Below are 26,228 nucleotides of genomic sequence, written 5' to 3'. Positions count from 1 at the left end.
AGGTAATTATGCGAAATACCATCAACTTGTTAATGGCGCTCATGCTGGGTGTGTGCGCGTTGTCGGCAGCGGCGGCTGAGGTGAAAGTCCATAAGGGGATTGAGTTTGCCAAGCCGGATAACTTTCCGTTAACACTGGATATTTACGTACCGCAGACAGGTAAAAAATCTTATCCGGTGTTGGTGATTTATCACGGTGGCGGTTGGTTGGTGAATAACAATTCGATCATGAATGACCTGTCCAACAAAATCGCGCGCGACGGTGAATTTGTGGTGGCGAATATGAATTACCGTTTGTTGGTCGATCAAGGCAACACCGTCAAAATGAACCAGATTATTGAAGATGTATTCGGCGGGTTGTTGTGGGTGAAAGACCATATTGCCGAGTACGGCGGCGACCCATCGCGCATTGCAGTGACTGGCGATAGCGCGGGCGGGCATTTGACTACCATGATTCTCACGCGTGGCCGCCAGTTAGAGAGCGATGGCTACGCGGGAGATAGCCTTGGTTTTAAACCGAGTTATCTGCCTGCCGGAAAAACCGCTGAACAGGTAGCGAAAGAAGATGGTTTAAAAGTGCAGGCGGCGATTGTGAGTTACGGCGCGTTTGATTTGTACAAAGCGGCGCAAGGCGGTTTTGAATCGCCGAGCAATATGTTTTGGAAATTCGGCAATGCCGAAGCGCGCGGCTTGTTTGGTAATGAGATCAACGTAAAAGACCACGCAGATTATTACAAAGCGGTATCGCCAATTTATTTTGTGCCCAACGCGAGTGAGTACAAATTGCCACCACAATTTGTGCATGTGGGCAGCCTGGACAAAACCACCCCGCCGGAATCTGCGCAACACTATGTGGATTTGCTTAAAGCGGGCAAGCAGCCAGTGGAGTACAAGGTTTACCCTAACAAAAATCACGCGTATCTTGATAACGGCTGCAACTGGGCCAATAGTTGCTTTGATAAAGACGCTGCCTGGCCAGTGGACGATATGATCAACTTCCTGAACAAAACGCTGAAAAACTAGTACCGCCTGCGGTTACTCTCACGTGCGGCCAGCACAATGCGGCCGCACGTTTTCACTTATCCCTTCCCCTTTCAAAAATCTCCCCGATAAATTGATGGATATATTCATCAATTTACTGAAAAATCGCACTTTTGATGCATATGTTCATCACTTTTATCAAAGGTTAGCGATGCCAATAGTTGTGAAATCATACCTGTGGACCTTATTGCAAAAGGAATCCGCAACAGGATGAAAACCCCGCTTTCAATTTTAAACAGCGTATTCGGTTACCACGATTTTCGCGGCCCGCAAGCAGCGGTCATCGATGCGGTGGTTGCGGGCGACGATGTGCTGGTGCTTATGCCGACGGGCGGTGGTAAATCGCTGTGTTACCAAATTCCGGCGCTGGTGCGCGAAGGTGTTGGCATTGTGGTGTCGCCGCTGATCGCGTTAATGCAAGACCAGGTGAGTGCTTTGCGTGAATTGGGTGTGCGTGCCGGGTTTTTAAATTCATCGCTTTCGCCGCAAGAAATGTGGCAGACCGAGTTAGCGTTGCAACGCGGTGAGTTGGATTTACTTTACGTCGCGCCCGAGCGTTTGATCCAGCCGCGCACATTGGAGTTATTGCATTCGCTAACTATTTCCCTGTTTGCAATTGATGAAGCGCATTGCGTATCGCAATGGGGGCACGATTTCCGTTCGGATTATTTAAAGCTGGAATTATTGCACCGCGAGTTTCCACGGGTGCCGCGCATCGCTTTAACCGCGACCGCCGATTTGCGCACGCGCGATGAAATTGTCGCGCGTTTGCAATTGGGTAATGCCAAACAATTTATCAATGGTTTTGATCGCCCCAATATCCAATACCGCATCGCACAAAAAAATAATCCTAAAATCCAGCTCATGCGTTTTTTACGTGAAGAACAAGCAGGGAATTCGGGCATTATTTATTGTTTGTCACGCAACAAAGTAGAACAAATTGCGGAGTGGTTGTGTGGCGAAGGCTTTAATGCGTTGCCCTATCACGCCGGGCTTGCCGCAGAGACCCGCCAAAAAAACCAGGAACGGTTTTTGCGCGAAGACAACATTATTATGGTGGCGACTATTGCGTTCGGAATGGGCATTGATAAACCTGATGTGCGTTTTGTTGCGCATTTGGATTTGCCCAAAAGTATTGAAGCCTATTATCAGGAAACCGGGCGCGCCGGGCGCGATGGTGAGCCCGCAACAACGTTGTTGCTCTACGGTTTGGAGGATGTGGTAAAACTCCGCCAAATGATGGCGCAAAGTGAAGGCAATGAGGAATTTAAACGCAATGAACAGCAGCGGCTAAATGCGATGCTCGGCTTGTGTGAAATTACCAGTTGTCGTCGTCAAAGTTTGTTGCGTTATTTTGGCGATACGCTCGCGCAAGCCTGCGGCAATTGCGATTGCTGTATAACCCCACCGCAAACCTGGGATGCCACCGAGGCCGTGCAAATGGCGCTCTCTTGTATTTATCGCACCGGCCAGCGTTTTGGTGCAGGTCATGTGATTGATGTGTTGCGCGGCAGTAATAACGAAAAAATATTATCGTTTGGCCATCACCAATTAACAACTTATGGTATTGGCAAACAGTTGAGTGTCGATGAATGGAAATCAATTTTCCGGCAGTTGGTCGCACGTGGCTTGGTCGATGTGAATAGCGATGGATTCGGTGGTTTGGTATTGAATGAAACCTGCCGGCCTTATTTGCGCGGAGAAGAGAATATCCATTTGCGGCGCGATACCAAAGTGGCTATCAGTTCACCGCGCCGTGCAAACTTATCGCAGCATATTGCCGCAGAAGACCAGCGTTTATGGAATGCGCTGCGCAGTTGCCGCAAACGCTTGGCAGAGGAGCAAGGGGTTCCGCCCTATGTTATATTCCATGATGCCACGCTGCGTGAAATGCTGGAGTTTCGCCCGCTTACGGCGGAACAACTGCGCACTATTACCGGTGTAGGCGAAAGTAAATTAAAACGCTTCGGCGAGGAGTTCCTGGCGGTTATCCGCGAGGTAGAGTACGAAGCTTGATGGGTTCCAACAAAACGCAAGTCCAGTAGTGCAAGACTAATAACGCATATCCATAAAGGAAACGGAGATAACAATGACTGAATCAAATCCTTATCAAACACCGGAAAGCAATTTGCAAGCGCCGCAAGCGGTTGCCCCTTCAATCAATATGGAGTGGACAATTGAAGGTGTTCTTAAAGAAGCATGGGAATTAGTGAGCGGCGTGAAAGCCAGTTTGTGGGGCGCGATGCTGATTTATATCGGTATATCCATTGCTGTATCAGTACCCTTTGAGTTTTTGGGAAAGGACTCGGTAATGATTAATATTATTGGCCAGATTGTTATCGGACTGGTTACCTATCCGTTATATGCCGCTATTACTCTGATGGCTATCAAACGAAGTGTGAACACGCCTATTAATGCGTTCATGGTGTTTGATTGTTTTGCTAAAACCATTCCGATTTTTTTACTCTATGTATTGATGGTGTTGTTGATCTTGTTGGGCTTTGTATTATTGATTATCCCCGGCATTTATTTGGCGATTGCTTACACCGCTGCCATCCCACTGATGGTTGAAAAAAATATGCGCATATGGGAAGCGCTTGAAACATCACGTAAAACCATTACCAAGCGTTGGTTCAGTGTGTTTGCACTGTATTTAATCATGATGGTAATTGTGTTGGTCAGTATTATCCCGCTCGGTATCGGGCTGATTTGGTCACTGCCGTTTGCCATTTTGTTGTCAGGTGTTATTTACAGAAACATGTTTGGTGTTGAACAAGAAACCATGTAACACGCCTACTAAAAAAATAAAAACGGCTGGAAAACCAGTCGTTTTTATTTTTACGCGATATATCCCTGCATTTGTATACTGACCCAATCCATAAATACTTGTAGCCTGCGCGGCAGGTTGCGGCGGTTGGCGTAGATCAGCCATACCGGCATGGGTTCTGCTCGGTAATCTGGTAATACCTCTTTTAATTTTCCTTGTGCGAGAAAATCCTGTGCGCCCACGCGCGGAATTTGGGCAATGCCAAAACCCGCGAGACATGCAGCGGTATAGGCATCGGAATTATTTACCGTGATCTTGCCTTCCATCGCAATAAAATGGATTTCGTTAGCACGCATATATTCAAACCCGGCGGATTTTGTACCCAGTGTTGGAACGTAATGCACCAATTGGTGATGTGCCAGATCCTCCAGCGTGTGGGGCGTACCACATTGGGCGAGATATGCGGGGCTCGCGCAATTGATCAGTTCAAGTTGTCCCAGCGGTTTTGCAATCAGTGATGAATCGCTGAGTTTGCCCACGCGGATAACACAATCAAATCCCTCGCGGATTAAATCGACTCGCCGGTCAGTGCTGCTGATTTCCAAACGCAATTGTGGGTGCAGCGCAAGAAATTCCGGCAGCCTCGGCAGTATGCGGTTTTTGGCTACTGCGCTGGGCATATCAATACGCAAGCGGCCACTCAAATTGCTCGCGCCTTGCTGGAATAAACTTTCCAATTCATCCATATCGGCCAGCAAATCTTTGCTGCGCTCATAAAAAATCTGCCCATCCAGCGTGAGTTGTACCCGCCGTGTGGTGCGGTGCAACAAACGTGTTCCCAGCAAGTTTTCCAATTGTTGTATGCCGGTGGAAATGCTGGCTTTGGGTAGCCCCAGGCTATCGGCTGCTTTGGTAAAACTGGCAAGTTCGGCCACCCGCACAAACATCTGCATTGCATCCAGTCGGTTCATGTCATGCCCTATTGTTCAGATAATCCGAACAGTCTAATCCGTTTTTGCTTGTTTATCTAAATTGGGGCGATTAATAGACTGGCTTCACCAATACAACATCGTCCTTAACGGAGAAATGAACATGAACAAGATTGCATTAGTCACTGGCGGCAGCCGCGGTTTGGGTAAAAACACTGTATTGGCCTTGGCAAGGCAAGGTGTGGATGTAGTGCTGACTTATAACAGTAAACACGCTGATGCAGAGGCAGTTGTGGCCGAGGCTAAAGCGCTTGGTGTCAACGCAGCGGCGCTGCAGTTGGATGTGGGCAATAGCAAAGCGTTCGCCATATTTGCAGAACAATTGCGCGCACTTTTGTCATCCCAATGGCAGCGTGACAGTTTTGATTTTTTAATCAATAACGCGGGCATTGGTATTCACGCAAGTTTTGCCGATACCACGGAAGAGCAATTTGATCTGCTGATGAATATCCATTTGAAAGGCACTTTTTTTCTCACACAAGCGTTATTGCCGTTGATCAAAAACGGCGGCCGCATTGTGAATATTTCTACCGGCCTTACTCGTTTTACCTATCCCGGTTACGCCGCTTACGCCTCCATGAAAGGTGCGCTTGAGGTATTGAGCCGCTACATGGCCAAAGAATTGGGTGCACGTGGTATTGCGGTAAATGCTGTTGCGCCGGGCGCAATCGAAACCGATTTTGGTGGCGGCCGTGTGCGCGACAATGAAGAGCTGAACCAACAAATTTCTGCGATGACTGCACTGGGACGCGCTGGTGTACCCGATGATATCGGGCCGATGATTGCGTCGCTGTTATCCGAGCATAACCGCTGGATCAACGCGCAGCGCATTGAGGTATCGGGTGGGATGATGGTGTAATCTGAATCGCCACTGGCGATGACCATATCGCCAGTGGCTGTTTTTATCGGTTAAAACTCCCCATCCCGCGCCATGCGCTCGCGTTCTTTACGCTCTTCCTCTTCTTCTTTTACGTGCTCGATGATGCGCATCATGGTGGCGAGGTCGGCGTCGATATTGGTTTGCGCAAATTCGCCGGTGAGTTTGGTGTCGGGGTGCAGGTTGCCGTGCTGGTATAAATCCCAAATTTCTTCGGCGTAATGGGTGACGAGTAAATCCGGTGCGTATTGGCCGAAATAATCGCGCATGTTGTTAACATCGCGCGTGAGCATCATCTGCGCGCTGTTATTACCAGCGGCATTGACGGCTTGGGGTAGATCGATCACTACTGGCCCTGAGTGATCGACCAGTACGTTAAACTCCGACAGGTCGCCGTGAACGAGGCCTGCACAGAGCATACGCACAATTTCCTGCATCATTTGCGCGTGATAAGCGCGTGCGGTGTCCGGGTCAAAGGCGACATCATCCAGGCGCGGTGCGGGTTCGCCCTCTTCATCGACCACCAGCTCCATCACCAGAACGCCATCCACAAACCAATAAGGCGTGGGCACGCGCACACCGGCATCGGCGAGGCGATACAGTGCTTCCACTTCGGCATTGAGCCAGGCTTCTTCCGCCTCTTTTTGGCCGAAACGAGTGCCCTTGGCCATTGCACGGGCGCGGCGCGAATTGCGCACGGTGCGCCCTTCTTGATATTGCACGGCTTGTTTGAAGCTGCGTTTATTGGCTTCTTTGTAGACTTTTGCACAGCGGACTTCGTTATTGGCGCGCACCACAAATACTTGCGCTTCTTTGCCGCTCATCAAGGGATAATAAACTTCATCGATCAAACCATCGTCGATCAGTGCTGCCAAACGTTTGGGTATTTTCATTGGTATTTGGAATTAAGCGGTGTTTGAAATTGGGCTGTCTTGCGCACATGATAACACTCACCGGCGATAAGCGGACAATCGCCCCGCCAGCATGTTGTTTCTGTGACTAACAGGGTTGCTGCAAAAGATCAGTGCTTCTACGAAAGAGCAGTATTTTTGCGAGCTTAATGCTCCTGGATAAACCGTCTTAGCCGCAATAACCAGCCGCGTTTGAGGTATTCATTAAAGAGTTCGCGCTTGTTCCAGCCAATATGGCTAAAAAAACGCGTGCGATAAACATGGAGATCCGGTGTTGGATTCTGGTGTAGGCTGCGCATATCGCGCGCAACACAGATATGGGTTTTCACACAAAAATAACTGAAATAAAAGCGCGCCCGCGGTGAAAGTTGTGGATAGTGTTGTAGCCACAAGTCCAATACGCCCTCGCAGGCGACCGACATATCATCAATTTTTTTCTGACTTGAGCTGGATAAAATACTGCCTTCACGCTGTCGGTAAGCAACCCAAACACTGGGTTGGTAAAAATAGGTTTTCACACGCAAAGCAAGGCGCGGTGTGACCACCATGTCTTCCATTACTCGCCCTTCCGGAAAACGCAGGTCAGTTCCCCAGAGTGAACGTTTGGAAATTTTTGACCAGATATGCAGATTGCGTTCTTTATAAATACCTTCAAATAATTTCAACGGATCAGTCAATAGCTGCTGTTTTTTTCCTGCGAAAGTCGCAGTGTGATTTTCACCGCGCCATCTGTGTTTTAAGCGTTGGTGTTCGCGCCACACGCGAAAATCGCACATCACTAAATCCGGCTCGTACTGCCATACAATTTGTTGCAGCTCGTTTATCGCACCTGCATGTAAAGCATCGTCAGAATCCAGAAACCAAATATATTCACCGCGTGCATGATCGAGCAATGTATTGCGTGCTGCACTTAAACCGCGGTTATGTGTGTGACGTAAAATGTTGATCGGAATTTTTGCTGATCCAGCAATGCGCTTGAGTTGTTCGAGAGAGTTGTCAGTAGAGCAATCATCCAGTGCGATAATTTCTACACCGGGAATAACCTGTGCCAGCACGGAGTCCAGACACTCTTGCAGGTAATCAGCAACGTTATAAACAGGGATTAAAATACTGAGCCAGGGTTTGGATGAATACGCCACAATCAATTGCGCCTTGTCGATCAATATGAATCAATTTTCCAGAACAAGTTGTTCGCTGTGTATAACACGTGAACTGTGTTGCAAAGCAAAAAATACCTGTTCGTAGGCCTGTGCCATACGCGCAAGTGAAAACTCGGCCAGCGCACGCTCACGCCCATGGGTGGCGAGTGCTTGCGCATAGCTGGAATTGCCCAGCATTATTTCAAGTGCATCGGCCATTGCATGGGCACATTGGGGTTTTACCAACAAACCATCTTTTCCATGGCGGATCATTTCTTTTACACCGGTTACCGCCGAGCCGATAACGGCGCAACCTGAAGCCATACCTTCTGCCAATGCAAGTGGCATACCTTCGTAGCGAGTGCTTAATACACAAATTTGATGGCGCATTAAAACAAAAGGTAGGTTGCCACAGTGACCTGCAAAATGGATTTGCGCGTTGAGTTGTAATTCATCCACCAAGTTTTTTGCACGGGCAATATGGCGCTTGCTTCCTGTACCTGCAAAAAATACCGACGGGAAAATATTTTTTTCGCGCAACAGTGCAATTGCACGAATCAGTGTTTCATGATCTTTTTGTTTGGCAAAACGCGCGGGCATCACAATGCCCGCAATGCGTTCATTCAGTGGAAGAAGATGTGTTGCGGTATAAGGTGTGAGATCGATACCGTTATTAATTGCGCTAATTTTTTCCGATGGAAATTGCAATTCCACTAGTCGCTGCCGCACACCTTCAGAACAACCAATGATGTTGTCGGTGTGTTGCGCAAGCCAACGCGCTTGCAGTAAGCGCAGCGGTGTATAGCGCTCGCGTGAATTATGCTCAACGTGAATCAAATGCGGCACGCGCGCCAGCAGCCCCGCATAACGCCCCCACAAATGTTCGCTAAAACCGTGGGTAACAAGAATATCGGGCTGGTATTCCTTACAAATGCGGATGAGTTCGATAATAGTTGCTGCATGCGACCAACCGGCCACCAGTTTCAATGCAATACCATCCTGTTGCAATTGCTGCACCCGCGCCATATCGGTGGATGATTTTTTCCGCAACACCAGCATGCTTGAAAGTGCCGGATTTTGTTTGGCGGCACGAATTAATTCAATTGCCACTTTGGTCGAGCCCGTAAAACCACCGGTCACAAAATGGATGACTTTGAGCGGTTCTGCATAGGGTGCAACAGTTGGCAGTGAGCTGTTCATGGCGAAAACCACAGAAATTTAGCTGGCGAATAGGTGTGTTTTATGGCGCGGTATAGAGGCGCGAGAGGTTGCAGTATAAAAAAAAGGGGTATTTAGAATTGTGAAACTTTGTGCGGGACTATTTTTTAGAATAAAAACGTTAATTGCCTAACGTAGATTTAGTCAAAACAAGATCTATGTTAGGCAATACTTATGAAAGCTTATAGGGGTAAATATTTTGCCAGAAAACGATCCATCGCTTCAAAGGTCTGTTGCCGATGGGGGAGATAATCCAGATAGTGGCTTCCATCTTCTAGCTCAATATATTCGTAAGCTTTGCCTTCGTTTTTCAACGCTTTAGCCATTATCTGGCTTTGAATGACAGGAACAACTACATCATCTTTTCCATGGATCAACAAAATTGGAATTTTTATCCGTTCTGCCATGCGTACGGGAGATGTCTGTTTTAATTGGTTTTTGTCTTCTCCAATTTGTTTGCGAGCTGCATTTTTATTGGTGAAGTATCGATACTTATCGCGTAATTTAATCAGATCAGAAATACCAGCAAAACTTATTGCGCATTGGAATAAATCTGGTGTTTTTGCTGCTCCCATAAGTGCGGCGTAACCACCATAGCTTGCACCTACTATGCATACTTTTTTAGGATCGGCAATTTTTTCATTTACTAAATAGGTAACAGCATCTTCGAGATCATCCTGCATCTCCAATCCCATCCCTCCAACAGCTTGCATCATAAAGTCGTGACCATAGCCCGATGAGCCGCGGAAGTTGGGTTGGAAAACGACATAGCCACGATTCGCCATAAAAGTAGAAAACATATCGAATTCTTTGCCGTCCTCGCTCATTGGACCTCCATGAGGCAGGATAATTGTCGCGGTAGGTTTTTTTGCGAAATTTTTCGGTAGCGATAAAAACCCTTCTAGCTCCAACCCATCACGTGCTTTGTAGAGGCGTGCTTCTTTTTCTATTAACACATCTTCGGTTAATTGCGGATAGGCTGCAGCAACATAGGAAAGTGTTTTTGCATCCCTATCGCCAAACATGTAAGTTCCCGGGTTGGTGCTGTTGGTAGTGAATACAATGTATCTACGGGCATTGTTGCTCATGCTTACAATATAGTTACGTGTGTCAGGCATTGCTTTATCAAGGCCTGCTTGAAAAGCTTTGAATTCTTTATTCCAAAAAATGCTACGTGAGCTTCCATCATTGTAATAAAGCCCAACTACCTCTTTATGCGCATCGGAATAAATCAAGCGACCACTTACATCGTAATTTTCATCACTTAATATTAATTCCTTTGGAAAACCTGGTTTGGATAAATCAACCTTGTAGAGAGCTTGACGCCCATCGTGATCGGCAAATAAATAAAGCTCGTTAGGTTTGCTGCCAAAACCTGCAATGCTAATGCTTGGCTCATCAAAAACTACATATTCCCAAGCTATCGTCCATTTTTGTGTGGCATCGTCCAAAACTTTATAAGTGACTTTACGTTTTTTGTCATCATAGTGCTCACCAATGCGGACATTACCTTGGCGATCAGCAAACCAAGACCGTACAGACGAGGAATGTTTTTTAACGCGCGTTAATTTTCCAGTGTAAACATTTGCTTTGTATACGGTTTGTTGAAAAGGGACTTCGCGATCGACACTTAGTAAAATATGCTTAGGGTCATCGTGTAAGTAACTAATAACATTGTCTTGAAATTGGCTGACCCAACCATTGGCGTCATTATCCGGTTTTGACAGGGTAATGATTTTCCCGGGCTTTTTTGCATCAACTGATAGCAAGCGTGTTTGCATGTATTTCACACCGTTAAATGTACGGCTATCAAAACGCAAACTCATCAAAATTCGGTCATTATTGGCCCAGCTAACCCAATTGAATTTAAATTCTTTGTTATCAGTTTTTGTTGGGAAAAAAACTTTACCGGTGCTCAATTCCATCACCATTACTGCAGTATCGCTACCGGAGTTACGCAGTGCTAATAAGTGCGTTCCGTCGGGTGATAGTTGAACTGTTTCAACCAATGCATCGTTATAAAAAGCTTCGAGTGGTAACCGTTTGTATTCGGTATCTGCTGCGAACACAGGGCTTAAGAAAAGTATGAAGGTCAATGTTATAGAGGCTTTTTTCGCATCAACGACCAATGCGCGGAAAAAGGCGGGCAAGTGCATAAGATATCCTTGGATGTGTATCGTTTTTCGATCCGGGTTATAAGCAGTCATTCCTTGATGATCCAGATCCATACACTCCCCTTTCAGGCTCCGTTGAAGGCATGTCTCCATCAGCAATGTCTGCTACGGTGACAGTATCCACAGCGCGGATTTACCCGTCAATCCATTAACCTGTTCTTGGCCATAAACGCCAAAATTAAGTTTCATTTAAGCGATGGGCTTTAACCTGATCACGTCAAATCAAGACTTATTCCTTTTTAACTGGATCAGGAGCTTTACTATGAAAACCTTTAAACAAACTGTAGCGATGGCAAGTACCTTAATATTAGTAGCGGGTATGTCGGCAACGCTGGCGATGAGCGTTCAGGCGCGCGATCTGGGGATCGATGAGGCGATCAAGCTGCGCGATTCTGGTACCATCCAAGCTTTCGACAAGCTCAACGAGGCGGCACTTGCATTGCACCCGGGCGGTGTGATCGGTGAGACTGAGTTGGAGAACGAATGGGGCCGCTATGTTTACCAGTTGGAAATGGTGGATGCCCAAGGTGTTGAGTGGGATCTGGAGCTGGATGCAACCAATGGCCAGGTGCTGAAAAATCATCAAGACGACTAAGGTTAATTACCGTTGATGAAACCTATCGCGCACATTGCTGTATACGTTTTTCTCGCCGCGTTCACCCCCGTTTTTGTTGCGCTACCGCAGGGGGTGAGCGCGCGTGATTTATCGCAAGATGAAGCGCTGCGCTTGCGCGAGCAGGGCAATATTATTTCGTTGGAAAAGCTATTGGAGTTGGTTGCCCAGCGTCATCCAAAATCGAGCTTGTTGGAAGTGGAGCTTGAAGAAGATGACGATATTTATATTTATGAAGTGGAATTAGCCACGCACGATGGTGTAGTACGTGAGCTTGAAATTGATGCGCACACCGGAAAAATTCTGAAAGACGAAGAGGACGATTAATGCGTATTCTCATCGTTGAAGATAATGTTGCGCTTGCGGACGAACTCAGTGCTGATCTAAAGCGTTGTGGTTATGCAGTAGATTGGTTAGCCGATGGCCGCGATGCGCTTTATCAAGGTGCTAGCGAGCCCTACGATTTAATTTTGTTGGATTTGGGGCTGCCAGGAAAATCCGGATTGGATATTTTGCGTGAATGGCGTGCGACTGGCATGCAGCGCCCGGTATTGATTTTGACTGCGCGCGATCATTGGGTAGAGCGCATCGATGGATTGAAAGCCGGTGCCGATGATTATCTCACCAAACCTTTTCACCCCGAAGAATTGCAATTGCGCATCCAGGCGTTGTTGCGTCGCGCCCATGGGCAAGTCAATCAACCTCAATTGGAAGCGGCGGGTATACAGTTAGATGAAGCCAAGCAGGCGGTGATTGTCGCGGGCAATTCGATCGAACTTACCGCTGCGGAATTCAGCTTGTTGCGTTACCTCATGTTAAATGTGGGAAAAATTATTTCCAAAAGCCAGTTGAATGATCATTTGTATGACGGTGAAAACGAGCGCGATTCCAACGTCATTGAGGTGCATATCAATCATTTGCGCAGCAAGTTAGGTAAAAGCGCTATTGAGACCAAGCGCGGCCAGGGATATCGCTTTATTGGAATCCAACAGCCATGAACATTCGCTTCGATTCCATTCAGCATCGCCTTGGGATCAGTCTGTTTGCGCTATTGATATTGGTTGGCTTACTGCTTGCGCAAATCAGTGTGTGGTTATTTGATCAGGGATTGCGCCGGTATTTACAAAATAATTTGCGCGATGAAACGGAATTACTGGTGGCGGCGCTTGCGCGCGGTGCAAACGGTATTGAGCTGGATCAACAGCGAATCTCCGCTTCTTATCATCGCCCTTTTTCCGGATATTACTTTTCGATTGATTTAATTCCTGCAAATTCAACCTCAGCGAATTCAAGTTCAACTAATTCAAGTTCAACTAATTCAAGTTCAACTAATTCAACTGCAACCAATCCTGCATCAACCCCGTCATCTACTGTTCAACCAATGGATCCCGAGCCAATAACATTGCGTTGGCGCTCGCGGTCGTTGTGGGATTTTATGCTGCCAGTGCCCGCCAAAACCGGATTGCAAAAACAGTTAGCAGATGGCCCGCAAGAACAGCAATTATTGATTTACCGCGCGCAGTATCGCCGCTACGGTCAGCAAATTAATATTGTAGTCGCGCAGGATTACACGCCGATATTGGATAGCTTTCGCCGTTTGCAGTGGATTGGCGGCGGCGTGGGGGTCGGCGCATTAATTTTTTTGATCCTGTTCCAGCGCTATTTAGTGGCGCGTGCATTGCGTCCGTTGGAAGATGCACGTGTGCAAATTGCGCAATTGCAACAAGGCCAACGCACAGAATTGGATTCACACGTGCCGCAGGAATTGCAGCCGTTGGTGAAGCAGATTAATCATCTGTTACTGCATACAGAAGATACGCTCATGCGCTCGCGCAACGCGTTGGGAAATTTGGGGCATGCATTAAAAACCCCTTTGGCTGTTTTATTCAGCCTTGCCAATCGTCAGGAATTAAATGCGCATCCTGAATTGCGCGAGCAATTGCGTCACCAACTTGCCAATATGCAAGAGCGCATTGGTCGCGAACTTGGACGCGCCCGGTTAACGGGTGAAGCGCTGCCCGGCGCATATTTTGACTGCACCAGAGAAGTTCCCGATTTAATCAACACACTAATGCAAATTCATGGTGGTGGTTTACATATCGCGTGGATAGAGCAGCAATCACTGCGCTTGCCTTGGGACCGTGAAGATATTCTGGAATTGTTGGGTAATGTACTGGATAACGCTTGCAAGTGGGCAAAGCATCAGGTGCTGCTCAAGATTCAACAAGATGCACACCATTTTACGTTGACCGTTGATGATGATGGCCCCGGTATTCCGGTTGACGCGCGCGAGCAAGTGTTGCAACGCGGGGCGCGTATTGATGAACTTGTGCAGGGACATGGCTTGGGCTTGGGCATAGTGCGCGATATTGTCGAGCACTGCAAAGGCGAACTTGAATTGCACACGAGTCATCTTGGTGGTTTGCAAGTTGTCATTCGCTTGCCCATTGCTGCTTCTTGATTAACACTGTGCTCATTCATTTTTTCTAATGCCGCTTTAGGCACAGTCACTCACAACAGACAGAAGATTTTTTATGCGCGGTATGCACTCCTCCGGCTTATCAGTCCACCCTAATAATGAACCCCGCAGCGCGGACGCCAAAGTCAATTTGCGCCAGAGCATGGCATATCTGCTGCCGTATTTGTGGGAATTCAAAGGCCGTGTTGTGCTCGCTATTGTTGCGCTGCTGGCCGCGAAAGGTGCAACCCTGGTGATGCCCTGGGCGCTCAAACATATTATCGATGGGGTTGACCGCAGCATTGCACCGGAAATTGCATTGCCCGCTTTTTTTATTTTGTTTTACGGTGCCTTGCGCTTTGGCAGTGTGTTTTTCGGTGAAGTGCGCGATGCATTATTCAGCCGCGTGACTGAGCATGCGATGCGCAAAATCGGCTTGCGTGTATTCCAGCATTTGCATTCCCTTGAGTTGGCATTTCACCTTGACCGGGCAACGGGTGGTATTAGCCGCGATATTGAACGCGGCACTAATGGCATCAGTTTTTTGATGCGTTTTTTAATGTTCAATATTGTCCCCACACTGTTTGAAATCCTGATGGTAGCCGTTATTTTTGCCGCGGCATTTTCTATTTGGTACGCGGTTATCACGTTGGTTGCAGTAGCAATTTATGTGGTGTTTACCATCTATACCACTGAGTGGCGCAATAAATTTGTACGCGAGGCGAATCAAGCCGACTCCTCCACCAGCACGCGCGCGATTGATTCGCTGCTCAACTATGAAACCGTGAAATATTTTAATAATGAACAATACGAAGCGGAAACCTACGATCAGTTTCTTGCCAAATGGGAAAGTGCCAAATTAAAAAACCGTATGTCGCTACTCGCACTGAATTCGGGGCAGGCATTGATTATTGCGCTGGCAATGACCGCAATGATGTGGATGGCCGCGCAAAGTGTACTTGATAAAGAAATGACGCTGGGTGATTTGGCGATGATTAACGCTTATATGATCCAATTATTTATTCCGCTCAATTTCCTCGGGTTTGTGTACCGCGAGATTCGCCGCTCGCTGACCGATTTGGAAAATATGTTGGCGTTATTAAAACGCAATCCGGCGATTAGTGATGCCATTGATGCGCAGCCATTGGTGGTGAGCAAGGGTGACATCCAATTCCAGCAAGTTGATTTTGGCTATCACACCGAGCGTCCAATTTTAAAGCAGTTTGATTTGTATATTCAGGCGGGGACAAAAGTGGCTATTGTGGGCTCATCGGGTGCAGGTAAAAGCACGCTCTCGCGCCTGTTGTACCGTTTTTACGATATTAATTCCGGCAGTATCCAGATTGATGGACAGGATATTCGCAAGGTGACTCTAGAGAGTTTGCGTCGCGCTATTGCCATAGTGCCGCAAGATACTGTGCTGTTTAACACTAGCATCCGCGACAACATTGCCTATGGCAATCCACACGCGAGCGATGAGCAAATCGATCACGCAATCAAAATGGCGCATCTCGAACATTTCATTAACAGTTTGCCACAGGGCGATAAAACGCTTGTTGGCGAGCGTGGTTTGAAAGTGTCTGGCGGTGAAAAACAGCGCATTGCGATTGCGCGGGTATTATTAAAAGGTTCACCGATTTTAATTTTTGATGAGGCCACCAGCGCACTGGATTCCAATTCAGAAGCAGCCATTCTTGCCGCTATGGATGAAGTTGCAAGTGGCCACACCACGTTGGTTATAGCACATCGCCTGTCAACCGTTATCAATGCTGACCAAATTATTGTATTGGATGCCGGTAGCGTAGTTGAGCAAGGTACCCACAGTGAATTGTTGGCGCTACAAGGAAAATATGCGCAGATGTGGGCGATGCAATTGCAAGAAGCCGAAGATTAACGGTTTATTTTTTTTCGCAGCGTGATGTATAGACAAACCAGGCTTGGCAAATAATCACGCCCAGTACACCGGCCAACATCAACAGTGAAAAAGGCATGGCGGTACCCGTATAAAAAAATGCAAGCAGCGGCCCGGCAAATGCGCCGCTGCCAAAACGCAATGTGCCCATCACTGCTGTTGCAGTGCCGGAGTTGTGTGGAAATTTCATTAGCACCAGCGCATCGGTATTGGTGGATGCCAGGGTGAGGCCCGCCATCAGTGGTGCGATACTGAATACACTGAACCAGATATTTAATCCAAAAAAATTAAATCCGCACAGCAACAGTGCGCTGATCAATGCAAGCGCAACACCTATGCGTAACATGCGCAGGGAGCCAAGGCGAGTGACCACACGACTGTTAATAAAATTGGCAATAATCAGGCAGATAACATTCACACCAAACAACACGCTGAACATTTGCTCACTTACGCCGAAATAATCGATATACACAAACGACACGGCAGTAATAAAACAAAAGAACGCAAATGAGCCAAACATCATGCTGGCAATTAACGGGCGCGCCTGGGTGTTGGAAAATACCACTTTATAACCGCTAAAAAAATTACCTGTGGCTGAGGGTGAAGCGTTAATAGGTTGGCTGATTTCCGGCAACCATTTCCACACAAATGCAAAAATCAACGCACCGTAAAGTGCCAATGCGATAAAAATACTGTGCCATTCGCTCACCCATAAAATAGCGCTGCCGATGCTGGGCGCCAGCAATGGTGCAAGCATCATAATCATGGATAAATACGACATGCCTTTGGCGGTGTGTTCCTGATACAAGTGTCGCACCAGGCCAGGTACAACAACCGTCGCCGCTGCTCCGCAAAATGCTTGCAGCGCACGCAACAATAAAAAGTGATGAATGTTATCGACAAACGCGAGTGCGATACTGCACAGCGTAAAACCGGTCAAACCAAAAATCGCTAATGGCCTGCGCCCGAGTGAATCGGCGAGCGGGCCGAATAACAACATACCCACGCCATAGGCGGCGAGAAAAATGCTGAGTGATTGCTGCACGCTGCCGATATGTGCATCCAGATCGCGCGCAATATCGGGCATCGCCGGTAAATACATGTCCACAGCAAGCGGTGTGGTGGCGATCACGGCAGCGAGTAAAACAATTAAAAACGGATGGGTTTCTTTGGTCATGGAAAAACACAGGTATTTGCGATTGAGCGTAAGAATGTGGTTTTAGTTTACGCATCTACCTGTATTAAAACGATGGGTCAGCGATGGTGTGAATCAACGAAAAATTCGATCATTGCGTGCTTGTGGTGTTATCGCCGCAATTATTTTTGAGTTTGGTTATAGCATCGCTATAAAGTGGATTTAAAAGTTCTAATTGCTTATCGCCTAAATAGGTTTGTGCAAATTCCCATGGCGCGACACCGTTATTCCAATCGCAATGGATGACCGCAATCGTTGCAAGGTTTTGCGCAACCGAGGTCTTTAAATAAGGCAAATAATTTTTGTCTTGTGCAAAGGCGGCAAATTTATCCAGTTCCGCGACATAAAAATCAGCCGTTTTCTGGAAGCTCACCTTATGTACTCCGGCTTGCTCCATAATCGCTTTCACATAGATCGGCTTAAGTGTGCTTTGGGTGTTGGGCCAATCCGCGAGGGTGAAACCCCCTTCTTGCGCCCAGCTGTGGCAGGCGATGCAGAGGGATAACAGCAGCAGCGAGAGGCGCGTGTATGAACGGTAGTGCAAGCGTAGGGATGACATAGCAGGTCTTCATTTATCTCAAAAGGATTGAAAGTGCGGATTATATTCTGAAGGTCTGGCTGCAGGTTAAAATCCCTTTGATTGACATTAGTATAAAGGCGTGTAAACTGAGTCTTAGCTTGAAAGTACGTCTAATATTTATGCACCACATTTCGAAGTTCCTACGTAGTATTTCGTCCTGTTTACATAAGTAATTCCCACATTTCCAGCACAAACCACCCTTCGGGGTACACTTACTTTTGTATTAATAGGTAATACTATGTCTAAAACAACTACTGGCACTGTTAAATGGTTCAACGAAGCTAAAGGTTTCGGTTTCATCGAGCAAGAATCTGGTCCAGATGTATTCGCTCACTTCAGTGCTATTTCTGGTACCGGTTTCAAAACTTTGGCAGAAGGCCAAAAAGTTAGCTTCACCGTTACCCAAGGCCAAAAAGGCCCACAAGCTGAAAACATCCAAGCTATCTAATTATTTAGATGCTTGCTAGCGACCAAGGTCGCTGGTGTTAACGCTAAAAAGGCGAAATCTTCGGATTTCGCCTTTTTTGTTGCCTGCGTTTTTGTACTGGTGTGTCATTTTTGTCGTCAGTGATCTGACAAACATCACCTCTTGCATCTTCCTGCTTGTTTTTGCATGGGTATCGCCCAATCTGTTCTGCACTTCACTTCTTTCGGAACAGTTATGACAACCCCTCTTTCCCGCCGCCAAATCCTGCTGGATTTGCTCCGCCCTTACCGTTTGCGCATTGTGTTTGCGTTTATCGCGTTGCTGGTCGCTGCCATGTCGGTGCTGCTGATCGGTCAAGGCCTGCGGCAAGTGATCGATAAAGGTTTTGTGGCGGGGAGCGCGCAGTGGCTCAACTACGCATTATTGGGCACGTTGGTTGTGATTCTGGTGATGGCGGTGGCGACCTACGCCCGTTTTTATCTGGTGTCCTGGCTGGGTGAGCGCATCACGGCGGATTTACGCCGCAATGTGTTTGCGCATCTGTTAACGCTATCGCCAGAGTTTTTTGAACAGAACCGTACCGGTGATGTGCTATCGCGCTTAACCAATGACACCACGCAGTTGGAAACCGTTATTGGCTCCAGTGTGTCCATGGCATTGCGCAACGCGTTGCTGTTGTTGGGTGGATTGGTGATGTTGGCCATCACCAGTTTGAAATTGACGTTATTGGTGTTGCTGGCGATTCCGTTTGTATTGGTGCCGATCATTATGTTCGGCCGACGTGTGCGTAAATTGGCGCGTGCGACCCAGGACTCGGTTGCGGATGTTGGTGCCTATACCGATGAAGTGATCCATGAGATTCGCACAGTGCAAGCCTACGGGCATGAGGTTGCATCGGTACGCGAATTCAATGAGCGGGTTGAATCGACATTCGCGACCGGCATCAAACGCATTCGCCAGCGTGCGTTATTGGTGGTGGCGGTTATCACCTTGGTGTTCAGTGCAATCGCACTGATTTTATGGGTAGGTGGGCACGATGTACTCAGTGGTGCGATTAGCGCTGGCGAATTATCGGCATTTATTTTTTATGCCGTGATTGTTGCCAGTGCGATGGGCACCATTTCTGAAGTCATTGGCGATGTGCAGCGCGCAGCAGGTGCCACCGAGCGATTGGTTGAATTGTTGGCAACACAATCCAGTTTGCCGCAGCCGCTGTATCCAGTGGCATTTCCCGCAAAAGTACAGGGCGACATCAGCCTGCGCGATATTGCCTTTGCTTACCCATCGCGCCCCGATACGCCCGTGTTTACCCGTTTTAATCTGCACATTTATCCCGGTGAAAAGATTGCGCTGGTCGGGCAATCGGGCGCGGGAAAAACCACCTTGTTCCAGTTGCTGCAACGATTTTACGACCCTCAAGCAGGCGAGATTTTGCTGGATGGTATCAATATTAAAGAAGCTGATATCCACGCATTGCGCTCGCACATTGCCGTGGTACCGCAAGATCCGGTGATTTTTGCCGCAAGTCTGCGCGATAACCTGCGTTACGCGCGACCAGATGCCACCGATGCCGAAGTAATCGCGGCCTGCGAAGCGGCATTTGCAATGGAATTTATCGCGCAGTTACCGGAAGGCTTGGACAGTTTTCTGGGTGAACGCGGCGTGCGTTTATCGGGCGGGCAAAAGCAGCGCATTGCAATTGCGCGCGCAATTCTTGCTGACCGCCCAATCTTGTTGTTGGATGAAGCGACCAGCGCACTGGATTCCAACAGCGAGCAAAAAGTACAGCAAGCTTTGGAAACGCTGATGCAGAACCGGACAACGATCATGATTGCGCATCGTTTATCGACGGTGGTGAATGCCGATAAAATTTTGGTGTTACAGCAGGGCAATATTGTCGCCAGCGGAACCCATCAGGAGTTGCTCACAAGCAGTGCTCTGTATCAGCAGCTTGCAGCGATTGCAATTTCAGCTGGAACCTTAGCTGCTGACAAATTTACGGGTGATATTCGCGCATCTGAAGTGGCCATCTAATATCATTAAGGAATTGGTGTTTTGTGATTGATACGGATGATGAATAGATGTTTGAGATAAGCCAATTGCGCTGCTTTGTGGCGGTTGCCGAGGAATTGCATTTCAGCCGCGCGGCTGAGCGGCTCAATATGACCCAGCCACCGCTGAGCCGACAGATACGTCTGCTGGAACATCAAATCGGCGTACAACTGCTGGAACGTACCAGCCGCACCGTGCGTTTAACCGCAGCAGGCAAGGCATTTTTCCCCGATGCTGCGCGTATTTTGCGGATGGCCGAAGAAGCGGCCGCCACTGCAAGGCGCAATGCAAAAGGTGAAAAAGGCTCCCTGTCGATCGGTTTTACCGCCTCTTTTGGCTATAAATTGCTTCCGGAAATTGTACGCCACCTGCGCGAGCTGGCACCGGATGTCTCGCTGACACTCAAAGAGTTGGTGACAGGTGCACAGTTGGAAGCGCTCCATTCCGGTGTGCTGGATATAGGTCTGGTTCGCCCGCATAACCACGAAGGTGAACTTGAGACTGCGCTGCTAGGCAGCGAAGAACTCTATCTGGCGATTCCCCGGCAAGAGGCGGACCAGTGGCCCGAGCATCCGGGTTTGGACTGCCTCCATGAAAAGCCTTTTTTGATGTATTCCCCCTACGAAGCGCGTTATTTCCACGATTTGTTATCCGGTTGTTTCCAGCAAGCCGAGGTGTTGCCACAGATTGTGGAATACGTGGCGCAAATCCATACCATGCTTGCTTTGGTGAAGTCCGGAATCGGCGTCGCGCTAATTCCCAAATCCGCCTGCAGCCTCCACTTTGAAGGGTTGCTGTTGCGCAAAGTGTTGACCCATCCAGCCAAACCGGTGCAGATGGCCTATAGCTACCGCAAAGATAATCACAACCCCGCGCTGGAGACCTTATTGCAAGAAGTATTGCCAGGGTTTATGGCGGAGTTGATGGATTGATAACCAGTTTGCACCGCGGTATCAGGCAGTTTTGATACACAAATTAAATAGGTGTGAATAGCAATTGGTTTGATTTGTATATAATTAGCTCGCAAAATCAAACGTAACTGATTTGCGATCCTGTGCGAGTTTCACAGGGCTTTCACTGCAAGGTATCGCGATTCCGTCGGTCACTCTGGTTCGGCGAGCTGGTTCTACTCCGTCCAGAAAGATCGTGATTGTTGTTTGTTTCAGTTACACTCATAGCGTAATTCCTGCGCTTCTCTAACGGGGCGCAGGTTTTTTGTTTGGCAACAAGTGAATCTTTTTCTGTCGCGTTATAGCAGTATTATTTTATAAAAAACGGTTACAAAAAGTTTATTTAAACTTCTTATTCAAAATAATTATTCAAAAAATTTTTAATTAAAAACTTTTAATAGAAAGCAAATAAAAAGTTATTAATACAGCGTTATAAAAATTGCATATCGGCAATGTGTAATTACCTCGGTCTATGGACTGCGCAACGAAGTTTGATCAGCATAAAAATGTATTTCAATAAATAGCAAAACTAAAAAGCTATCTGAAATTTGGCTCGATCACGGCTTCTTTTTAATAAATTACACCAAAACCGATTATCTAATTAATAAAAACGTCAGGTAATAATAATGGAGAGCTCTATGAAAAAGTTTGCAGTTAATCCGCTTGTGTTTGCTATTGCGGCCAGCATGATCCCTATCACCAGTTATGCCCAGGACTCCGAGGTGGAGGAAGTTATCGTTACCGGTAGTTTCCGCGCCAGCTTGGCAAATGCGCTGAATACCAAACGCAACTCGGCCAACAATGTCGATGCAATTGTCGCAGAAGACATGGGCAAAATGCCTGACCTCAACCTTGCTGAATCTTTACAGCGCGTTCCCGGTGTTGCAATTACCCGCGAAGGTGGTGAAGGGCGCAATATTACTGTGCGCGGCCTTGGCCCTGGCTTTTCTGCAACCACATTAAATGGAATGGAAGTGCCATCAAGCACCGGTGGTCTCGACTCATCTGGCGGTGTAAACCGCGGCCGCTCGTTTGACTTCAACGTATTTGCATCAGAATTATTTAATAAAATTGTGTTGAATAAATCGGCCAAAGGTTCACTGGAAGAAGGTGGCCTTGCCTCGACGGTTGAACTTTATTCTGCCAAGCCTTTTGATAATCCGGGCTTGCATGCCGTTGTTGGCGGATCAATGGCCGTTGATAACCTGACCGGTGAAGATGACCCGCGCGTAGTCGGTATGTTTAGCAACACCTTTGCGGATGATAAATTGGGTGTATTGGTGAGTTTTGCGCAATCCGAGCGTAATATTCGTCAGGAAGGTTTTGGCAGTGTGCGCTGGACATCGGCATTTGATAACTCCAACAGAAGTTTTGCCGGTAATGATTCTACCGTTGCTATCAGTGGCGGCACGCCAGATCCAATGGCCAACTATCCGGATTTAGATCCAAACAATCCCAAATTGGCTAATGAAAAACTCGATTACATGTTGTTCCCGCGTTTACCGCGTATGGATTCATTCAACACTGACCAGGAGCGTACCGGTGTAACAGGTTCATTCCAGTTCAGACCAACTGACCGCATGGAATTTACGTTGGATTATTTGAAATCCGATCTGAAAACTTCCGTCTCTTCATACAATTTCTTTGCGCAATTCCGCAATACCTTTGCATCCATCACACCCACCAATATTGTATTGGATGAGGCTGGCCGCGTTGCGATTGCCGGTGAATTTACCGGTGTTACCCCACGTGTAGAAAGCCGTGGACAATTCAGTGATACCGAATTCGAACAAGTTGTGTTGTCAGGAAAGTTTGACCTTACTGATAATTTAAAACTGGATCTGATGTTTGGTAATGCCGCAGTGGTGCACGACGAAGAGCAGTATCGTTTTAACCTTGATGCACTCAACCCGAGTTATGCAAACGCCGCTGCACCTACGCGCAAAGCGATCAACGGATTGAATCCAACCTATTTTGCTTATGATTTCCGCCGCGATGGCGATATTGCGGAAATGAGTTACGGTTTTGATATTACTGATCCACTGAATTATCACTTCACTGCGCCGACATTGCGTAAAGATATTGTGGAGCGTGAGAACGATACTTTCCGCGCAGACTTGACTTGGGATCTGGATGAATCCAGTATCAAAACCGGTGTGATCTGGAATGACCGCAATATTACGTCCGAGCGCCACGATCCAACTGCCGGTTCGCTGACCGATCCTGTTGCAAGAGTGAATACCGGTTCAGGTACCGCAACCATTCTTCCAATCACTCAAGCTACGGTGAATTTGACCACTACTCTGGCGAAAGTGTCCAAAGGTTATGGCGATGCAATTAATCCACCTGCGGGTTTCCCGACGAATTTTATTGTGAATGATTTTGCTGCAACCAAAGCGGCTTATAACGCAGGCTCATTTACATTGAATCCGAATGACCCTACCACCTTCGATGTCACCGAAACGACAACCGGTGCCTACACCGAATACAACCGCAATATGCAATTGGCGGGCATGCCATTAATGGTTAATGCCGGTTTGCGTTATGTTGAAACGGAAGTGACTTCTATTGGTGTTGCCGGAACCGAAATTTCAAAACGCGAGAGCGATTACAAAGAGTGGTTGCCTTCCGTGAACGCCACCTTGGAAGTGGTGGATGATGTATTGGTTCGTTTCAGTGCCAACAGAAATTTATCGCGCCCCAATATGTCAAGCATGACCGCGACTGTTAACGCAACGCCAATCAATGGCAACCTGAATATCGGTAACCCGGGTCTTAAGCCAACAATGGCGGATGCTGTTGATTTAGGTATTGAATGGTATTTTGCGGAAGAATCCGTAGTGGCGATTACGTTCTTCCACAAAGATATTGATAGCTTTATTTTGAGTGACACTGTGGCGAGCACCTTGTCGCCGGAATTGAAAGCGATTGTCGCAACGGCATTCCCGCAAACCAACCCAAGCTCACCGACGTTTGATCCTAATGGTGTAAGCATTAACGATGAGTGGAACATCTCTACTCCGGTTAATGGTGAAGGTGCAACGGTGGATGGTTATGAAATTTCCTATCAACAACCGTTCAGCTTTTTGCCTTCTACCTTTGAAGGCTTAGGTATGTTTGCCAACTACACCTACGTGGATTCTGAAATTACTTACCCTGGTGATATCAAAGGTCCATTAAGTGGTTTATCGGAAAACAGTTACAACTACGGTGTGTACTTTGAGCGTGAAAACTTTGGTGCGCGCGTAGTCGTGAATGGTCGCGATGATTACGTAACCTCAATTCCTGGCAGTGATCGCAACTATTCTGAAAACACCACTGGTCCAACCCGCGTGGATATGTCGGCGTTCTACAACATTACCGACAACGTCAAAGTCAGTCTGGAAGTGATTAACCTGACAGAAGAAGACGAGCGTCTTTACACCACTGGTCCGGTCACCTCAGGTGGCGATTTGGATTTGGTGCGTGAGGTGAATAACACTGGCCGTGAAATCAGCCTTGGAATTCGCGCGACCTTCTAAGTTGTCATCCACAAATAAGTACCATTAGCAGCAATAACCGGATCATTAATGTTGATTAATGATCCGGTTCTTTCCTCTAAAGCATTCCTGCCGCGTAGCATGCGGTATTGATGCTGTTCCGAGTGTGGTGTTCTCCATGAAAAAAATATTTCTGTTGGTATCTTCTCTTATTTTTGGGGCTGCACTTAGCGTGAGCTGTGCAGCACAAGCAGAACAAACGCCGTTGGTGACTACCGAGCTAATGGCTAATTCGATTATGCAGCGCCACCCTGAAGCCTGGACCATGCGCGAGTTCAAGCAGTTAACTGAACCTGAGTGGGGCTATCCTTATTCACTGGTGTTGTACGGTTTTCAAAAACTCTATGTACAAACCGGCAATGAAAAATATCTCGCCTACGGTAAAACGTTTGTCGATCAGCTCATCGATAAAAACGGCAAGATTCACGGTTACTCCCAAACGGAATTTAATATTGATTCCATCAATCCCGGCAAACTTTTATTTTTACTCTATGAAAAATATAAAGATCCGCGCTATTTAACGGCAATGCAAAGTTTGCGTGTGCAATTGCAATGGCAGCCGCGCACTACCGGCGGCGGTTTCTGGCACAAAAATATTTACCCTTGGCAAATGTGGTTGGACGGCTTGTATATGGGCGCGCCCTACTACGCGCAATTTGCACAAGTGCACAAAGAATCCAGCGCATCGTTTGATGATATTGCACACCAGTTCTTGCTGATTGAAAGCAAAACCCGTGATGCCAAAACCGGATTGCTGTTTCACGCCTGGGATGAAAGTCACTTGCAAAAATGGGCAAACAAAGAAACAGGTTTATCGCCGCACTTCTGGTCGCGCTCTATGGGTTGGTACGCCATGGCGTTAGTCGATACGCTTGATTACTTCCCCAAAAATCATCCCAAACGCAAAGACCTGATCCGGTTATTAAACGAATTGTCGGAAGCTTTGTTAAAAGTGCAACACCCAAGTCATCTCTGGTATCAGGTGACAGATCAGGGTGATCGCTATGGTAATTATTTGGAGACCTCTGGTAGCGCCATGTTTGCCTATGCCTTTGCCAAGGGTTACAACAAACATTATTTACCCGAAAAATATAAAGGTATCGCACGTAATATTTTTGATGGGATCGTAAAAAATCATACTGAATTGGATAGTCAGGGCATGCTGCATTTAAAAGATACCTGTGGTAGCGCAGGCCTGGGCAACGAACCCTATAGAACGGGCACCTTTGAGTATTATGTCAGTGAAGCCATCCGCACCGATGACCCTCATGGGTTGGGGCCATTTATTTTGGCTGGTGTCGAAATTGCGCAATTTAAATAATACATTTAGCGAAAAAAACAACGTCTATAAAAGCAGCGTCTATAAAAGCAACGTTTATAAAAAGTG

At 47.3% G+C, this 26,228-nt stretch carries 21 protein-coding genes; 14 read left to right on the top strand and 7 right to left on the bottom strand.

All coding sequences use genetic code 11. The features are described from left to right. The first annotated feature begins 8 nt into the window (after positions 1-8). The 3 genes from B2739_RS01495 to B2739_RS01485 all read left to right on the top strand — a co-directional run bounded on the left by B2739_RS01495 (position 9) and on the right by B2739_RS01485 (position 3,828). On the top strand, positions 9-1,022 hold the full coding sequence (locus B2739_RS01495; protein ID WP_331344104.1) for an alpha/beta hydrolase: 1,014 nt from the start codon (positions 9-11) through the stop codon (positions 1,020-1,022). 228 nt (positions 1,023-1,250) lie between these two features. Beyond that, entirely contained in the window at positions 1,251-3,056 is a 1,806-nt protein-coding gene (recQ, locus tag B2739_RS01490) for a DNA helicase RecQ (protein ID WP_331344103.1), read from the top strand. 73 nt (positions 3,057-3,129) lie between these two features. Next, positions 3,130-3,828 carry a hypothetical protein gene (locus B2739_RS01485; RefSeq protein ID WP_331344102.1) on the top strand — a complete coding sequence of 233 codons (699 nt, stop codon included), beginning with the start codon at positions 3,130-3,132 and terminating at the stop codon, positions 3,826-3,828. Positions 3,829-3,878: 50 nt separating this feature from the next. Here the strand turns inward: B2739_RS01485 and B2739_RS01480 are convergent, their stop codons facing one another. Next, entirely contained in the window at positions 3,879-4,778 is a 900-nt protein-coding gene (locus B2739_RS01480) for a LysR family transcriptional regulator (RefSeq protein ID WP_331344101.1), read from the bottom strand. A gap of 121 nt (positions 4,779-4,899) precedes the next feature. On the opposite strand from B2739_RS01480, the gene B2739_RS01475 reads away from it, so the two are divergent. Beyond that, entirely contained in the window at positions 4,900-5,655 is a 756-nt protein-coding gene (locus tag B2739_RS01475; protein WP_331344100.1) for an SDR family NAD(P)-dependent oxidoreductase, read from the top strand. 50 nt (positions 5,656-5,705) lie between these two features. On the opposite strand, the gene B2739_RS01470 is transcribed toward B2739_RS01475, so the two are convergent. From B2739_RS01470 to B2739_RS01455, 4 genes are all read right to left on the bottom strand, one after another. After that, positions 5,706-6,566, bottom strand: a complete 861-nt coding sequence (locus B2739_RS01470; protein WP_331344099.1) for a PA4780 family RIO1-like protein kinase — start codon at positions 6,564-6,566, stop codon at positions 5,706-5,708. A 164-nt stretch (positions 6,567-6,730) separates the two neighbouring features. Continuing rightward, complete coding sequence (locus B2739_RS01465; protein ID WP_331344098.1) at positions 6,731-7,723, bottom strand: glycosyltransferase family 2 protein; 993 nt, start codon at positions 7,721-7,723, stop codon at positions 6,731-6,733. A 30-nt stretch (positions 7,724-7,753) separates the two neighbouring features. Further along, a complete protein-coding gene (locus B2739_RS01460; RefSeq protein ID WP_331344097.1) occupies positions 7,754-8,923 on the bottom strand; it encodes a glycosyltransferase in 1,170 nt (389 codons plus the stop codon). Positions 8,924-9,123: 200 nt separating this feature from the next. Next, positions 9,124-11,169: an alpha/beta hydrolase family protein gene (locus tag B2739_RS01455; protein WP_331344096.1), complete on the bottom strand. Its 2,046-nt coding sequence runs from the start codon at positions 11,167-11,169 to the stop codon at positions 9,124-9,126. 208 nt (positions 11,170-11,377) lie between these two features. Between B2739_RS01455 and B2739_RS01450 the strand changes: the two genes are divergently transcribed. From B2739_RS01450 to B2739_RS01430, 5 genes are all read left to right on the top strand, one after another. Next, complete coding sequence (locus B2739_RS01450) at positions 11,378-11,710, top strand: PepSY domain-containing protein (RefSeq protein WP_331344095.1); 333 nt, start codon at positions 11,378-11,380, stop codon at positions 11,708-11,710. A 15-nt stretch (positions 11,711-11,725) separates the two neighbouring features. Next, the gene (locus tag B2739_RS01445; protein WP_331344094.1) at positions 11,726-12,055 is read left to right on the top strand and encodes a PepSY domain-containing protein; all 330 of its coding nucleotides are present in this window, start codon (positions 11,726-11,728) and stop codon (positions 12,053-12,055) included. Next, positions 12,055-12,726: a response regulator transcription factor gene (locus B2739_RS01440; RefSeq protein WP_331344093.1), complete on the top strand. Its 672-nt coding sequence runs from the start codon at positions 12,055-12,057 to the stop codon at positions 12,724-12,726. The genes B2739_RS01445 and B2739_RS01440 overlap by 1 nt, the downstream gene beginning before the upstream one ends. Further along, entirely contained in the window at positions 12,723-14,189 is a 1,467-nt protein-coding gene (locus B2739_RS01435) for a sensor histidine kinase (RefSeq protein WP_331344092.1), read from the top strand. Before B2739_RS01440 ends, B2739_RS01435 begins: the two co-directional genes overlap by 4 nt. A 73-nt stretch (positions 14,190-14,262) precedes the next feature. Further along, positions 14,263-16,080, top strand: a complete 1,818-nt coding sequence (locus B2739_RS01430; RefSeq protein WP_414633199.1) for an ABCB family ABC transporter ATP-binding protein/permease — start codon at positions 14,263-14,265, stop codon at positions 16,078-16,080. A gap of 4 nt (positions 16,081-16,084) precedes the next feature. On the opposite strand, the gene B2739_RS01425 is transcribed toward B2739_RS01430, so the two are convergent. Together B2739_RS01425 and B2739_RS01420 are read right to left on the bottom strand one after the other, a co-directional pair. Then, positions 16,085-17,275 carry a Bcr/CflA family multidrug efflux MFS transporter gene (locus B2739_RS01425; protein ID WP_331344091.1) on the bottom strand — a complete coding sequence of 397 codons (1,191 nt, stop codon included), beginning with the start codon at positions 17,273-17,275 and terminating at the stop codon, positions 16,085-16,087. A gap of 109 nt (positions 17,276-17,384) precedes the next feature. Further along, a complete protein-coding gene (locus tag B2739_RS01420) occupies positions 17,385-17,852 on the bottom strand; it encodes a hypothetical protein (RefSeq protein WP_331344090.1) in 468 nt (155 codons plus the stop codon). Between the two features lie 259 nt (positions 17,853-18,111). Here B2739_RS01420 and B2739_RS01415 point away from each other — a divergent pair, with 259 nt between their 5' ends. The 5 genes from B2739_RS01415 to B2739_RS01395 all read left to right on the top strand — a co-directional run bounded on the left by B2739_RS01415 (position 18,112) and on the right by B2739_RS01395 (position 26,162). Further along, positions 18,112-18,321 carry a cold-shock protein gene (locus B2739_RS01415; protein WP_049631191.1) on the top strand — a complete coding sequence of 70 codons (210 nt, stop codon included), beginning with the start codon at positions 18,112-18,114 and terminating at the stop codon, positions 18,319-18,321. 213 nt (positions 18,322-18,534) lie between these two features. Next, entirely contained in the window at positions 18,535-20,334 is a 1,800-nt protein-coding gene (locus tag B2739_RS01410; protein WP_331344089.1) for an ABC transporter transmembrane domain-containing protein, read from the top strand. 47 nt (positions 20,335-20,381) lie between these two features. Continuing rightward, positions 20,382-21,284 carry a LysR substrate-binding domain-containing protein gene (locus tag B2739_RS01405; RefSeq protein ID WP_331344088.1) on the top strand — a complete coding sequence of 301 codons (903 nt, stop codon included), beginning with the start codon at positions 20,382-20,384 and terminating at the stop codon, positions 21,282-21,284. A gap of 656 nt (positions 21,285-21,940) precedes the next feature. Next, positions 21,941-24,823 carry a TonB-dependent receptor gene (locus tag B2739_RS01400; protein WP_331344087.1) on the top strand — a complete coding sequence of 961 codons (2,883 nt, stop codon included), beginning with the start codon at positions 21,941-21,943 and terminating at the stop codon, positions 24,821-24,823. Positions 24,824-24,959: 136 nt separating this feature from the next. After that, positions 24,960-26,162, top strand: a complete 1,203-nt coding sequence (locus tag B2739_RS01395) for a glycoside hydrolase family 88 protein (RefSeq protein ID WP_331344086.1) — start codon at positions 24,960-24,962, stop codon at positions 26,160-26,162. The last annotated feature ends 66 nt before the right edge of the window (positions 26,163-26,228 follow it).

It is taken from the genome of Cellvibrio sp. UBA7661 (assembly GCA_002483365.1).
Taxonomy (GTDB): Bacteria; Pseudomonadota; Gammaproteobacteria; order Pseudomonadales; family Cellvibrionaceae; genus Cellvibrio.
Note: the sequence above shows the minus strand (reverse complement) of the source record. Positions and strands in the feature narration are given on the sequence as shown.

Bases quoted from the DNA above. Each gene is read 5' to 3' on its own strand.
- B2739_RS01440 (WP_331344093.1), top strand. From the start codon at position 12,055: ATGCGTATTCTCATCGTTGAAGATAATGTTGCGCTTGCGGACGAACTC.
- B2739_RS01405 (WP_331344088.1), top strand. From the start codon at position 20,382: ATGTTTGAGATAAGCCAATTGCGCTGCTTTGTGGCGGTTGCCGAGGAA.
- B2739_RS01485 (WP_331344102.1), top strand. From the start codon at position 3,130: ATGACTGAATCAAATCCTTATCAAACACCGGAAAGCAATTTGCAAGCG.
- B2739_RS01420 (WP_331344090.1), bottom strand. From the start codon at position 17,852: ATGTCATCCCTACGCTTGCACTACCGTTCATACACGCGCCTCTCGCTG.
- B2739_RS01480 (WP_331344101.1), bottom strand. From the start codon at position 4,778: ATGAACCGACTGGATGCAATGCAGATGTTTGTGCGGGTGGCCGAACTT.
- B2739_RS01425 (WP_331344091.1), bottom strand. From the start codon at position 17,275: ATGACCAAAGAAACCCATCCGTTTTTAATTGTTTTACTCGCTGCCGTG.
- B2739_RS01435 (WP_331344092.1), top strand. From the start codon at position 12,723: ATGAACATTCGCTTCGATTCCATTCAGCATCGCCTTGGGATCAGTCTG.
- B2739_RS01450 (WP_331344095.1), top strand. From the start codon at position 11,378: ATGAAAACCTTTAAACAAACTGTAGCGATGGCAAGTACCTTAATATTA.
- B2739_RS01410 (WP_331344089.1), top strand. From the start codon at position 18,535: ATGACAACCCCTCTTTCCCGCCGCCAAATCCTGCTGGATTTGCTCCGC.
- B2739_RS01470 (WP_331344099.1), bottom strand. From the start codon at position 6,566: ATGAAAATACCCAAACGTTTGGCAGCACTGATCGACGATGGTTTGATC.
- B2739_RS01445 (WP_331344094.1), top strand. From the start codon at position 11,726: ATGAAACCTATCGCGCACATTGCTGTATACGTTTTTCTCGCCGCGTTC.
- B2739_RS01400 (WP_331344087.1), top strand. From the start codon at position 21,941: ATGAAAAAGTTTGCAGTTAATCCGCTTGTGTTTGCTATTGCGGCCAGC.
- B2739_RS01455 (WP_331344096.1), bottom strand. From the start codon at position 11,169: ATGGATCTGGATCATCAAGGAATGACTGCTTATAACCCGGATCGAAAA.
- recQ (WP_331344103.1), top strand. From the start codon at position 1,251: ATGAAAACCCCGCTTTCAATTTTAAACAGCGTATTCGGTTACCACGAT.
- B2739_RS01430 (WP_414633199.1), top strand. From the start codon at position 14,263: ATGCGCGGTATGCACTCCTCCGGCTTATCAGTCCACCCTAATAATGAA.
- B2739_RS01495 (WP_331344104.1), top strand. From the start codon at position 9: ATGCGAAATACCATCAACTTGTTAATGGCGCTCATGCTGGGTGTGTGC.
- B2739_RS01415 (WP_049631191.1), top strand. From the start codon at position 18,112: ATGTCTAAAACAACTACTGGCACTGTTAAATGGTTCAACGAAGCTAAA.
- B2739_RS01395 (WP_331344086.1), top strand. From the start codon at position 24,960: ATGAAAAAAATATTTCTGTTGGTATCTTCTCTTATTTTTGGGGCTGCA.
- B2739_RS01475 (WP_331344100.1), top strand. From the start codon at position 4,900: ATGAACAAGATTGCATTAGTCACTGGCGGCAGCCGCGGTTTGGGTAAA.
- B2739_RS01460 (WP_331344097.1), bottom strand. From the start codon at position 8,923: ATGAACAGCTCACTGCCAACTGTTGCACCCTATGCAGAACCGCTCAAA.